Annotated in this window: 8 protein-coding genes and 2 pseudogenes; 6 read left to right on the top strand and 4 right to left on the bottom strand. The window is 56.0% G+C overall.

The genetic code is table 11. The features are described 5' to 3' along the window. The first annotated feature begins 37 nt into the window (after positions 1–37). On the top strand, positions 38–655 hold the full coding sequence (locus ACYZUM_RS12135) for a recombinase family protein (RefSeq protein ID WP_049277571.1): 618 nt from the start codon (positions 38–40) through the stop codon (positions 653–655). Here ACYZUM_RS12135 and ACYZUM_RS12130 read toward each other — a convergent pair. The 3 genes and pseudogenes from ACYZUM_RS12130 to ACYZUM_RS12120 all read right to left on the bottom strand — a co-directional run. Next, positions 570–845, bottom strand: a pseudogene (locus ACYZUM_RS12130) (putative ATP-dependent zinc protease); the annotation flags it as partial. The gene ACYZUM_RS12135 and the pseudogene ACYZUM_RS12130 overlap by 86 nt on opposite strands. A 150-nt stretch (positions 846–995) precedes the next feature. Beyond that, entirely contained in the window at positions 996–2240 is a 1245-nt protein-coding gene (locus tag ACYZUM_RS12125) for an HD-GYP domain-containing protein (protein WP_049277576.1), read from the bottom strand. A 74-nt stretch (positions 2241–2314) separates the two neighbouring features. Beyond that, the gene (locus ACYZUM_RS12120; protein ID WP_049277574.1) at positions 2315–3637 is read right to left on the bottom strand and encodes a methyl-accepting chemotaxis protein; all 1323 of its coding nucleotides are present in this window, start codon (positions 3635–3637) and stop codon (positions 2315–2317) included. 467 nt (positions 3638–4104) lie between these two features. Between ACYZUM_RS12120 and ACYZUM_RS12115 the strand changes: the two genes are divergently transcribed. The 3 genes from ACYZUM_RS12115 to ACYZUM_RS12105 all read left to right on the top strand — a co-directional run bounded on the left by ACYZUM_RS12115 (position 4105) and on the right by ACYZUM_RS12105 (position 8802). Then, positions 4105–4707, top strand: coding sequence for a recombinase family protein (locus tag ACYZUM_RS12115; protein ID WP_010465829.1), 603 nt, complete (start codon positions 4105–4107; stop codon positions 4705–4707). Next, the gene (locus tag ACYZUM_RS12110; RefSeq protein WP_024015041.1) at positions 4691–7720 is read left to right on the top strand and encodes a Tn3 family transposase; all 3030 of its coding nucleotides are present in this window, start codon (positions 4691–4693) and stop codon (positions 7718–7720) included. Before ACYZUM_RS12115 ends, ACYZUM_RS12110 begins: the two co-directional genes overlap by 17 nt. 236 nt (positions 7721–7956) lie before the next feature. Continuing rightward, complete coding sequence (locus ACYZUM_RS12105; protein WP_003464995.1) at positions 7957–8802, top strand: AraC family transcriptional regulator; 846 nt, start codon at positions 7957–7959, stop codon at positions 8800–8802. A gap of 29 nt (positions 8803–8831) precedes the next feature. Here the strand turns inward: ACYZUM_RS12105 and ACYZUM_RS12100 are convergent, their stop codons facing one another. Further along, positions 8832–9350 (bottom strand): YkgB family protein, encoded by a 519-nt coding sequence (locus ACYZUM_RS12100; protein ID WP_003464991.1) that lies wholly within the window; start codon positions 9348–9350, stop codon positions 8832–8834. Positions 9351–9975: 625 nt separating this feature from the next. On the opposite strand from ACYZUM_RS12100, the pseudogene ACYZUM_RS12095 reads away from it, so the two are divergent. After that, positions 9976–11247 (top strand): annotated as a pseudogene (locus ACYZUM_RS12095) (IS4-like element ISPa1635 family transposase). Positions 11248–11727: 480 nt separating this feature from the next. Next, a complete protein-coding gene (gene sdhC / locus ACYZUM_RS12090) occupies positions 11728–12102 on the top strand; it encodes a succinate dehydrogenase, cytochrome b556 subunit (RefSeq protein WP_005005993.1) in 375 nt (124 codons plus the stop codon). Positions 12103–12859: the final 757 nt, after the last annotated feature.

The raw sequence follows: 12859 nt of genomic DNA, 5'->3' as shown, positions 1-12859 counted from the left end.
TCACATAATCGAACGTATTTGTGACAATGGGGGCGGTATGCTGATCGGCTACATGCGGGTATCGAAGGCAGACGGCTCCCAGACAATTACTCTGCAACAAGATGCTTTGATTGCTGCCGGAGTGGCAGCTGCACATCTGTATGAGGACATGGCTTCGGGACGGAAAGATGATCGGCCCGGATTGGCCGCGTGTCTGAAGGCCCTGCGTGAAGGCGATACCTTGGTGGTTTGGAAGCTCGATCGACTAGGGCGTAACCTTCGCCACTTAATTAACACTGTCCACGACCTTACCGCGCGTAGCGTAGGACTGAAGGTGCTTACCGGCCACGGTGCGGCCATCGACACTACTACTGCGGCGGGAAAGCTGGTGTTCGGGATTTTCGCGGCACTGGCAGAGTTCGAGCGGGAGTTGATTTCTGAGCGGACGGTCGCCGGGCTCGTCTCGGCGCGTGCTCGCGGCAGGAAAGGGGGGCGCCCGTTCAAGATGACCGCTGCCAAACTACGCCTAGCGATGGCGGCCATGGGACAGCCGGAAACCAAGGTGTCGGATTTGTGTGAAGAGCTGGATATTACCCGTCAGACGCTCTATCGACATGTCTCGCCCAAGGGCGAGCTGCGGCGTGACGGAGCGAAACTACTGGAGAGAGCCCAATGAGTTGCTCAGAATCCTGATTCTCAAGAGTATGACGCCCGATCAGAACGGGGTAGTTCATCTTGCCTTGATTCTTCAAGGAGAACTGCTCGTTATAGATCTGGTCTCCAATGCAAATAGTCATCTGCACCACCGGTTGGTGCTCGGCGCCACCGGCACCCCGGACTTTTAAATTACGCTCAACCTTATGCTCGAACGGACAAGTTGTTTTACCTTCTGTCCATTATGGTTCACCCTCAGTCACGCAAGCGGCTGAACACATAGCCGTGATCTTTTTGTGAGGTATGGCAGGCAAAGCAGGCGGTTGTCGCGTTGGTCCTCACGACGCGATTGCCGTCGATGTTTAATCGAAATGCGACCTCTTGCTGGCGGGGAGGCCCGACCATAGCTCCTCGATGTTCTTGAAACCCCAGTCGCTAGCCGACTCGCGGCCGACGATCTTGTCACGACCGGCCAGTTTGCTAAGATCAACCAGTTCCTGGGCAATGGGCATTTTCGTGCGGGTCGAGAAGAACACCTTGACCATGGGTGTCAGCAGTGAACTCTTGTGCTGCTCCATGATGACGCCGAGACGCCCACTTTCTAAGCGCACCAAGGCGCCAACCGGGTAGATGCCCACCGACTTGACGAAGGCCTGGAACACCTGGTCGTCGAAGTGTCCCTTCCATTCAGCCATCTTGCGAATCGCTATGGCGGGATCCCAGCCCCTCTTGTAGGGGCGCTCCGACGTGATCGCGTCATACACGTCACACACCGCGCCCATGCGCGCGAACAGACTGATTTGCTCACCGACCAGGCGATAGGGGTAGCCGGAGCCATCGACCTTCTCATGATGGTGCAGGCAAACGTCGAGCGTGAGCGCGCTGACCTGGCGGCTTTTCAGCAACATCCTGCCGCCCGCTCTGGGATGGCTGCGCATGATGCTGAACTCGGCGTCGGTCAGTTTGTCAGGCTTATTGAGGATCGCATCCGGTATGGACACCTTGCCGATGTCGTGCAGGAGGCCGGCCAAGCCTGCCTCCCGGACTTGGTCGGCCGACAGGCCAAGCTGGCGGGCCAGGGCAATCATCAATGCACACACCGCCACAGAGTGCATGTAGGTGTATTCGGCGGAAGTCTTCAGACGTGCCAGGCTGATTAAGGCATTGGGGTGACGCAGTACCGAGTCGGAAACTTCCTCCACCAGCGCCGCGACGTGCTCCAAGTTGATAGCTTGGCCCATGCGCGCCTCGTTGAACATCTCGACAATGGCGACTTTGGAGCGGGCGCAGAGCTTGAGGGCACGTGACAGCTCTTCAGTCATCCCGGCTAGAGGCGGCAGCGCCGTGTTGTCCACGGCTAGCAATCGGGCTTCGGTTTCAACCTCAACTTCTTCGAGCGTATTGCTTGCCTGGCCTTGGGCAGTGTCCTGCCCCTTGCTGGTGTCGATCCATAGCGTCGTCACATTGGATTTGAGGATGCGCTGTCGATCGTGCTCGCTATGGAGCAACCAACGCGCTCTCCAGAAAGGGTGGTCCATCCATGAACCACAAAGCTCATGGATGTACATGCCGAGGCGGACCTCGGTAACCGCGATACGTTTCAGCACGATGAAGATCTCCCCATAGGATTTGACCACACGTCTGTTATGCGCAGTGCCGATGATCCGGCTGTTCGTGAGTTCTACCGGGTATGACCATGCTCCTTGGCCAGCATACTCACCGCCTGCACCGCATTGCTGGCACCGTCGCTAATTTGCTGGATCACCGCGCCCGCCTGATCCGCCAGGTCGACGCCTTTAGTGGCCCGGTCACGGGTGCCTTCCATGCTCTTGATGGCTAGCTGTGTTTCGTTCTGGATCATGCCAATCATCCCGGAAATCTCCGCCGTCGAGCCACTGGTGCGTGCGGCCAACTGACGGACTTCATCGGCCACCACCGCAAAGCCGCGACCTTGTTCACCCGCTCGAGCGGCTTCGATAGCAGCGTTCAAAGCCAACAGGTTGGTCTGATCGGCAATTCCGCGGATGGTGTTGACGATGGTGGTGATCTGCTCGGAGCGTTCGCCAAGTTTGGTGATGAGGGCTGACGAACCTTCGATATTCGAGGCAATCTCCCGCATTTCACTCGCTGCTTGTTGGATCACCGTGGAGCCATGTTCAGCCGCTTGGCGTGTCTCGACCGAGATGTGATACGCCTCGCTAGCGCTCTGAGCGTCCTGCGCATGCTTCTCCATCTTGGCGGTGATGTCTGTAGCAAACTTCACCACTTTGCATAACCGTCCGCTAGCGTCATACACCGGGTTGTAGTTAGCTTCCAGCCACAAGGTTTGCCCGCGCTTGCCTACCCGTTCGAATTGCCCACTGAAAAACTCGCCCTGATTCAGGCGTCGCCAGAAGTCCTGGTACTCGCTGCCGTTGGCCAGTGCTGGACGGCAGAACAGTTTGTGATGTTTGCCCTTGAGTTCGGCCAGACTGTAACCGACCACATCCAAGAAGTTCTGGTTGGCGTCAATAATGCTGCCGTCCAGATTGAACTCGATGATGGCCATGGACCGGTCTATGGCCTGCAACTTATTTTTGGCTTCACTCTCCTGTTGTACCCACAAGGTGACGTCAAGGGCATACTTAACCACCTTCACCACGTTACCAAGCTCGTCCTTGACCGGGTTATAGCTGGCTTCCAGCCAGATCGTCTGGCCATTGCCGGCAATTCGCTCGAAGGTGCCCGACTCGAACTGGCCGGCGTTGAGACGGGACCATAATTGTGAGTACTCGCCACTGCGGGCATAGGCAGGCGTGCAGAATTGGCGGTGCGGCTGGCCGAGCACTTGCTCCAGGCGATAGCCCATGGTCTTTAAAAAGTTGTCGTTGGCCCGGAGGACGATGCCATTGAGGTCGAATTCGACTACCGCCATGGAGCGGTTGATGGCTTCGAGCAGACTGGCTTGCTGGGCGATGGTTTGTTGCAGGGCGCTGATATTTTTTTTATTAGAATTGAATAGCACGATGGCAATAGCTCTGAAGTGGAAACCGATGAAAGTCCGTCCATAGTGATCGCGCTTGCCAACCAAAAAACCTTGCTCATCGGTGTAAGCGGCTCAATGTCTCCGTCCATGGTTACCGTTGCAAGATGCTGAATGTTGGAAGTTTATGCAACGACTATTAGTGTCTATTTGCTACCACTCGTGTCCTGCAAGACGCTATTAGCATGAAATGTCCATCTGGCGGCATGCCATAGCTGTCAGTACCCCAGATTGACTAGCGTCAGGTTACTCATTTTCCTGACACACCTTTGCCTACAAATTTGCGAGTGGTGGGGTGGGGCTCGGATGTACATGACCTATAGAGATCCTCTCGTGCCAGCCCATGAGTCCGCAACAGCGAGGGCTTCCTCAGTAGTGCAATCGACTTCTGACCTTAGGTGCAATCGACTTCTGAAAATGACAAACCTGTTTTTGATGGTTATCCGCCTATGTTGGTTGGCTACATGCGCGTGTCGTCGGACTCCGACCGCCAGAGCACGGACTTGCAGCGCGACGCGCTGCTCGCCGCCGGCGTCGATCCGCGTCACCTGTTTGAGGATCGTGCCTCTGGCGCGAAGGATGACCGTGCCGGCTTGGCGCGGGCGCTTGAGTTCGTTCGAGCCGGCGATGTGCTGGTGGTGTGGAAACTCGACCGGCTCGGTCGCTCGCTGTCGCACCTGCTCGCCATTGTGACTTCGCTCAAGGACAAGCGGGTGGCGTTCCGCTCGCTGACAGAGAACCTGGACACTACGACGCCCTCGGGCGAATTCCTGTTCCAGGTGTTCGGTGCGCTCGCGCAGTACGAGCGCGCCTTGATTCAGGAGCGCGTCGTCGCGGGCTTGGCCGCCGCACGCAAACGCGGCCGGATCGGCGGCCGGCCGCAGGCGATCACTGGTGAGAAGCTGGACGCCATCGTCGCCGCGCTCGATGGCGGCATGTCTAAGGCGGCGGTGTGCCGCAACTTCAATGTCAAGCGCACTACGTTGATCGAAACATTGACGCGAGCAGGTTGGCGTGGTGCGGGAAGGACGGTCGATGAGCAACAAGAATAAGCTACTCACCGTCTTTTCTGACGCAGAGCAGGAAGCCTTGTACGGCCTACCGGACTTCGACGATGCTCAGCGGCTGGAATACCTGGCGTTGGCCGAATCTGAACTGGCGTTCGCCAGCAGCCGGCCTAGCCTGCAGGCCCAAGTCTATTGCGTCTTGCAGATCGGCTACTTCAAGGCCAAGCATGCTTTCTTCCGCTTCGATTGGCATGAGGTCGAGGACGATTGCGCCTTCGTGCTGAGTCGCTATTTCCACGGCGAAGCGTTCGAACGCAAGGCGATCACCAAGCATGAGCACTACAGCCAGAGGGGTCAGATCGCCGAACTGTTCGGCTACCGGTCGTGGGCGGCTAGCTTCCTGCCGCAACTGGCACAGCAGGCTGAACAGATCGTGCGGCGCGACGTAATGCCAGGATTCGTGGCCGCCGAACTGATCGTTTGGCTCAGCGAGCACAAAATCATCCGGCCCGGCCACACCACCTTACAAGAGCTGGTCAGTGAAGCCCTGTCCACCGAACGCAGGCGCTTGGGCGGCTTGCTGGCAGAAGTGTTGGACGAATCGGCCAAAGCTGCGCTGGGCCAGCTCCTGGTGCGTGACGACACCCTGTCTCAACTGGCAGCGCTCAAGCAGGACGCTAAAGATTTCGGCTGGCGTCAGATGGCAGGGGAGCGCGAGAAGCGCGCCACGCTGAAGTCCTTGCACGGGATCGCCAAGGCGCTGCTGCCCAAGCTCGGCATCTCGCAGCAGAACCTGCTGTACTACGCGAGCCTGGCGAACTTCTATACCGTCCATGACCTGCGCCACCTGAAGGCGGAGCAGACCCGGCTCTACCTGCTGTGCTATGCCTGGGTACGTTACCGGCAGCTCACCGACAACCTGGTCGACGCGATGGCCTTCCACATGAAAAAACTTGAGGACGAGAGCCGCACGGGTGCGAAACAGTCCTTTGTCGCCGAACAGCTGCGACGCCATCAGGAAACGCCGCAGGTTGGCCGCCTGCTGTCGCTGTACGTGGACGACAGCGTGGCCGATCCGACGCCGTTCGGCGAGGTGCGCCAACGCGCCTACAAAATCATGTCCAGGGAATTGCTGCAAAACACGGCGCAGCGCATGAGCGTCAAGCCACTGAACAAACTGGCGCTGCACTGGCAGGCGGTGGACGGCCTGGCCGAACGCATTCGACGCCATCTACGGCCGCTGTACGTCGCGCTCGACTTCGCCGGCACGGCCCCCGATAACCCATGGCTCGCGGCGCTGACTTGGGCCAAGAGCGTGTTCGCCAAGCAGCAGCGCCTATCACAACGGCCACTCGACGAATGTCCGGCGGCAACGCTGCCGAAACGCTTGCGTCCGTACCTGCTGATGTTCGATGCCGAAGGCACGCCGACAGGCCTGCATGCCGATCGTTACGAATTCTGGCTTTACCGTCAGGTCAGGAAACGCTTCCAGGCGGGCGAGCTCTACATTGACGATAGCTTGCAGCACCGGCATTTGTCCGACGAGTTGGTTTCGATGGACGAGAAAGCCGCCGTGCTCGCGCAGATGGACATCCCCTTCCTGCGGCAGCCGGTCAGTGCCCAGCTCGATGCACTGGCGACCGAGTTGCGTGCGCAATGGGTGGCGTTCAATCGCGAGCTGAAACAGGGCAAGCTGACGCACCTGGAATACGACAAGGACACGCAGAGACTGACCTGGCGCAAGCCCAAGGGGGAGAACCAGAAGGCGCGCGAGCAAGCTCTCTACGAGCAACTGCCATACTGCGATGTCGCCGACGTGTTTCGCTTCGTCAACGGCCAGTGCCAGTTCCTGTCGGCGCTGACACCATTGCAGCCACGCTATGCGAAGAAGGTAGCCGACGCCGACAGTCTGATGGCGGTGATCATTGCCCAAGCCATGAACCACGGCAACCAGGTTATGGCACGTACCAGCGACATCCCGTACCACGTCCTGGAGAGTACCTACCAGCAGTACCTGCGCCAGGCGACGCTACATGTGGCCAACGATTGCATCAGCAACGCCATCGCCGCACTGCCGATCTTCCCGCATTACTCGTTCGACCTCGATTCGTTGTACGGTGCCGTTGATGGGCAGAAATTCGGCGTCGAGCGACCAACTGTGAAGGCGCGCTACTCGCGCAAATATTTCGGCCGCGGCAAGGGCGTCGTCGCCTACACGCTGCTGTGCAATCACGTGCCGTTGAACGGCTACCTGATAGGCGCACACGAGTACGAGGCTCACCACGTGTTCGACATCTGGTACCGCAACACGTCGGACATCGTGCCGAGCGCGATCACCGGCGACATGCACAGCATCAACAAGGCCAACTTCGCCATCCTGCACTGGTTCGGACTTCGTTTCGAGCCGCGCTTCACCGACCTCGACGACCAGTTGCAGGAGCTGTATTGCGCCGATGATCTGGCATTGTACGAGAAATGCCTGATCCGGCCGGCTGGCCAGATCGACCGGCAACTCATCGTCGGTGAGAAGGCGAACATCGACCGAATCGTCGCCACACTGGGCCTGAAGGAAATGACGCAGGGCACGCTGATCCGCAAGCTGTGCACCTATACGGCGCCGAACCCGACGCGGCGCGCAATCTTCGAGTTCGACAAGCTCATCCGCAGTATCTACACACTGCGCTACCTGCGCGACCCGCAACTGGAGCGTAATGTTCACCGCTCGCAGAACCGCATTGAGTCCTATCACCAGCTACGCTCGACCATCGCCCAAGTCGGTGGGAAGAAGGAATTGACCGGCCGCACCGACATCGAAATCGAGATCAGCAACCAGTGCGCCAGGCTGATCGGCAACGCGATCATCTTCTACAACTCGGCGATCCTGTCCCTGCTGCTGACGAAGTACGAGGCAGCTGGCAATGCCAAGGCGCTGGCGTTGATCACGCAGATGTCGCCAGCGGCCTGGCGGCACATCCTGCTGAACGGGCATTACACCTTCCAGACTGACGGCAAGTTCATCGACCTGGATGCGCTCGTGGCGGGACTGGAGCTGGGCTGACGGAAATTTCTGGGATTCCGGCGTACAACCCCGTAAAATAGAAGAGTGAGCACTTGATTTGCTGGTGCTTTCAAACAACGGTGTTGTTTTTTTAACAGCCGAACTGGAAAGGGAGGCTGAGCTGCTCAGTGATCACTTTATCCGTTGGCTGATTTACGCCGGCATGTTCGCTACAGGCACTGAACGACAACGCAGATGGTATGGTCTGTGCGTTCTGACTCGTCAAGGATCGGCCAATGGATCGTTTGTCTAATTTGCTCTCGCGGTTCGGCGTGCGGGCCAATCTGTTCTATGACGGCGACCTATGCGGCTCTGCATCTTACGATGGCGCCGAGCGGCGAGGTTATATCCATCTGCTTCAGGCCGGCAGCGTGACGTTGCTTGGTCCCGATCGCAAGGATTTGCAGCTCACTCGCCCTAGCTTGATTTTTATGCCACGCCCCGCCAAGCATCAATTGTTTGCGGGTGAGTCCGATGGCGCAAAGTTGTTGTGTGCTTCCATGGAGTTTGAGGGCGGAATTGATAATCCTTTGTCGGCTTCATTACCGGACTGTTTGGTGCTCGCACTCGATGATCTGCCCATGCTGGCAGACACGTTGGAGTGGATGTTTGCCGAGGCGGCAAATGTGCATTGTGGAAGGGAAGCCGCGCTTGAGCGCTTATTTGAGCTCCTAATCATTCTGTTGCTCCGTTACCTGCTCGATCATCACCAGTTGCGCACCGGAATGATGGCTGGACTGGCCGACATGCGGCTTGCCCGATCGCTTTTACAGATGCACAACTCCCCGGAACATGCCTGGTCAATAGCAGAGCTGGCCAGTGAGTCAAATATGTCACGCGCTGCGTATGCCGTGCATTTCAAGAGTGTCATCGGACAGACGCCTGCTGATTATTTGTTGAGTTGGCGAGTTAGCCTGGCTCAGAAGCTGATGCGAGAAGGGCGCTCGATTACGCTGATTGCAGCTCAAGTCGGCTACGAAAGTCCTTCGGCGCTGTCTCGCGCATTTAGACGCAAGACGGGGTTGAGCCCTCGTGACTGGTTGAAAGATCTGGCGGGGGAAAATGATGGCAAAAAGGCCTAAGGCATTACTGCCTTAAGCCATTGAAAAAATTATGCATTAATTTTACGTTTTTCCAGTTCAACCAGCGAATGGCCTGCCACAAATATCGAAACAGCAAGCAACCCTAAGTCTTTAAGCAGAAACTGACCTGGCGCAACGGAAATCGCCGGAAACCCTAAACTAGGCTCAATGACGCCCGGAGTGGAAAACATAAAGCTAAGGGTTGTGAAGAACAGGCCTGCAGACAGAGCGCCTCCTACCACGGATAGTTTGGGCGACAGCATGCGGCCTGCGATCAGAGTGCCGATCGAAATCTCTAGTATGCCGAGCAGGCTGGAGAACATGTCGACCGAAAAAATGCTATACACCCATCCCAAAAGCGGGCTGTTGCTCACCAGTGGAACCAGGCCCTCGGCCTCGTAGTGGGTAAATTTCATGCCGCCGAACCAGAAGTAAATAATAGCGAGAGCCAAGTACGCGCCATAGATACCTAGCCCCATAGTTTTGGTTCCAAGCGTTAAGTGGGCCTGTACGCTGGACTTCGAGTTTTCAATGCCTATGGTTTTCATGTCTGAGCTTCCAGTAGTGAGTGAGAGTGTGTTGGCTGCCGAACGCCGTATGCGTTGGCGATGAGATTATTATGGCTGGCATCTCTAATCAAGAGGCATCAGAAAGTATTGATTTCAGTGCAGATCGTCTTGGGCGGTGCAATTCGCGATGAAGGGATCGCCGTGGAGAGCGATGAGTGCACTATTTCGATAAAGGAGTCGTTTTACATAGGTCGATGAAGCGCGTTGCGGCATCGCCTACTGTCATTTCTCAAATCTGACTATGGGGCTTGGGGCGAAGGGCGGCACTGACTAGGCTTAGAACAGCTACCAACTAGCCGCGCGGCCGCGATGCACAAAGAATGGTAACTGAGCCGTGAGTGCGGTGGGCGCCCGCATTTATTTCCAAACCCTACAGATACATCGATCTTCGACTTCAACCGGGCAGATAGCTGTTGCAGCAAGCCTATCAATCGACTTTGACGTGTTAAAGAGGATAGGTTTTCCAGGGTTGGGGAACAGCCAATGTCATCAACTTTGGAAATTATCCATAAATATCATATAATTAGCGCTCAAATCAGTGCATGGGAGAAGCCCTTTTGACTACCTATACCGCATCGCTTGACACCGCCAGCCAAGCCCTGGTTTGAAAATTGTACAAAAAGTAACCAGTCCGCTCGATTGTCCCGCCTTCATCGCCGCCCACCGCCAGAATCCTCAAGACTTTACCCGCCGACGCCAGCTCACCTTCAAGAACCTCGTCCTGTTCCTGCTCAATCAGCCGCGCACGGCCCTGCAAACCGAACTCGATCAGTTCTATCGCGTACTCAATCAGGCGTCGACTGAGACGCAAATGGTCACTGCGCAGGCCTTCTGCAAAGCGCGCAAAAAGCTCAACCCCGAGGTATTTGAAAGTCTCAATCGCCTCCTGCAGCAACAAATTGACTGCTTCGGGCTGCGCCAGAAGTGGCGTGGGCTGAGGGTGCTCGCGGTGGATGGCTCGACCGTGCATTTACCCCTGGAGTCGACCATGGCGACCTTCTTTGGCAGTCACTCTGGCTTTCCCATGGCTCGCTTGTCCACACTCTACGAAGTCGCTGACGGTCAAACCCTGCATAGCCTGATCGTGCCCCTGACCGTCGGCGAGCGCGACTGTGCCCATCTGCACCTTTAGCACCTGCCGGCTGACAGCCTGACGCTGTTTGACCGTGGTTACCCTGGGCACTGGTTATTCGCGCTGTTCGCGCAGCAACAGCGGCACTTTCTGATGCGCCTGCCCTGTGGCTATAACGCCCAGGTCAAAGCGTTTCTACACTCTGGCCAAGTTGAAGACACACAGCTTTTCGTGGCCAACCATCCTGAAGCACGTCTGTTCTGCTCCGAGGCTGGCGTTGATCCTGCCAGCCAGATCGAGCTGAGACTGATCCGGGTCGAGTTGGCCAACGGCGAAAGCGAGGTATTGCTGACCTCGTTGCTGGATCGAGAAGCCTTTCCCGCTGAGGTGTTTGCCGAGCTTTACCACCGCCGCTGGGGCATCGAAACCGACTTCCGTCGCCTCAAACAAACCCTGACGCTGGACAACTTCAGCGGCCGCAGCGTGACCGCTGTAAAGCAGGACTTTCATGCCGCTCAACTGTTGAAGAACCTGGCGCTGTTGATGCAGCACCTGCTACAGCCAGTCATCGAACAGCGCCACAAAGGCCGCAAGCTGCGATGGAAAGTCAACTTCACCCAAGGCGTGTCACGGCTCAAAAATACCCTGGTCGAGCTGCTGGTGCGGCACTGTGCTCAGGGGCTGAGCAATGTGCTGGCCTTGATGGCTAAAAGCCTCAGTGCCGTACGCTCAGGCCGTAGCTTTGCGCGCCAACGCAAACGCGCAGCCAGCCGAGGTTGTGAGGGCTACAAACCGACGCGCTGAAGAAACACCACCGCCCAACCTCCGTGCAAAAAAAAGCTGGCCACAAGCGGTCGGCATAGGCTCGTCCGGAGAACGAGAAATCTCGCCTAGACAGCCGGAACAGACGATGATCACATCACCGCCAGCCCAGTTAGACCGCCTGATTGAGCGGCAGAGGCCTGGTCATCGCCCGACGGCCATGGCGGCTGGCTGCTTCGGGGGGCTTGCCTTGGGCAGGGCTGCAGCTTAGGTTGATGACATTGGGGGAACAGCATGCCCTGCAGAACGACACACGTCACTTTTGTTAAATTAATAAGCTAGCTACCTATTGGGCATAACCTTGCAATTTGCTTCAATTTACGCACATGCACTTGCGACCTCAAAATGCAACGTAAGCCCCGAATATCTCCATTATTGTCGCCGCCAGCCTTAGTTACAGCTGCTATGATGAATGAGATCGAAAACTGAAATCCCCCACTAGAATTGTTGACTGGAGTCAAAATGAATAAAAAGCGGCCGGTTAATCTTGATATTCGAACCATTCAGCTTCCTCTCACGGCGCTTACATCGATTCTGCACCGGATTTCAGGAATTATGCTCTTTATTTTTCTGGGACTGATACTGTATATGCTGAGCAAATCGTTGGAGTCAGAAAAGGGTTTTAATGAAGTCAAGGAGATTTTTTCTTCACCTTTCGGCAAAGTTAGTTTCTGGTTGGTATACTCTTCATTTATTTATCATCTCGTAGCCGGAATTCGACACCTAGTTATGGATGTGGGTGTTGGTCATACTTTGAAAGGCAGCAATCGCGCCTCTACTATTGTTTTAGTAGTGTCGGGTGTTTTAATGGTTGCTGGCGCCGTATGGATTTGGTAGCTGTGGAGTCGTAATGCGTATTTACAAGGACTAAAAGCGTCCTTTAAAGCTAACTTACGAAAGTATTTATAATCGACGGTTCACGCTTAAACGGTTGAATCCTTTCGGGCTTCCGAATAGCTGTTAGCTGAAAGCTATCATGAGCTAAGTTTTCTGTGCATCATCAAATGTGTTAATGGGAGCGCCATAGTACTAGGTACAAATATGGCTCTAGGACAATGTTAGATGTTTTGGATTTTGAGGCGGATCGCTCTTATCGAAGATCGTCTAATTCGCTCTGAAGCGCAGGTTTTTTGAAACTATCACCTGGTTGGCACACTGTGCGAATCAACATCAGATATGAGAAAGCCAATCAGGTGAACACTACCCTCGAGGGCTCATCTGTCCAGTTAAAGCCTCGAGTCTTTCTGGGTGCGCAAAAGACAAGAAGGTTATATGGGAAAATTATGAGGCCTGGATACCATGCGTCATGGGCGTGCCGATGCTGTGAGTGACAGAGCGAGAAGCAAGTGAAAGTCCCTGAAGTAGGGGCGGGATGCGCCCGAGTGGCATTTTTTGTCTTAAGGTAGATCGCGTAGCTGTTCTTCAGAATAATCTTCAGAGCGTTGACGACAGCCATCGCTGTGCATTCCTCAAGAATAGAATGTGTCGGAAGGGTGGCGTCATTGGTGTTAGTCATCGCTTAGGATTTCTCAATCTGGCTTACACGGGCGCCTGTACCGATATCCCCGCGGATGGCGACGTATCGATGTTGAAT

The sequence above is a fragment of the Pseudomonas sp. m6p genome, from assembly GCF_055760375.1.
This window is presented reverse-complemented; position numbering and strand designations above follow the sequence as displayed.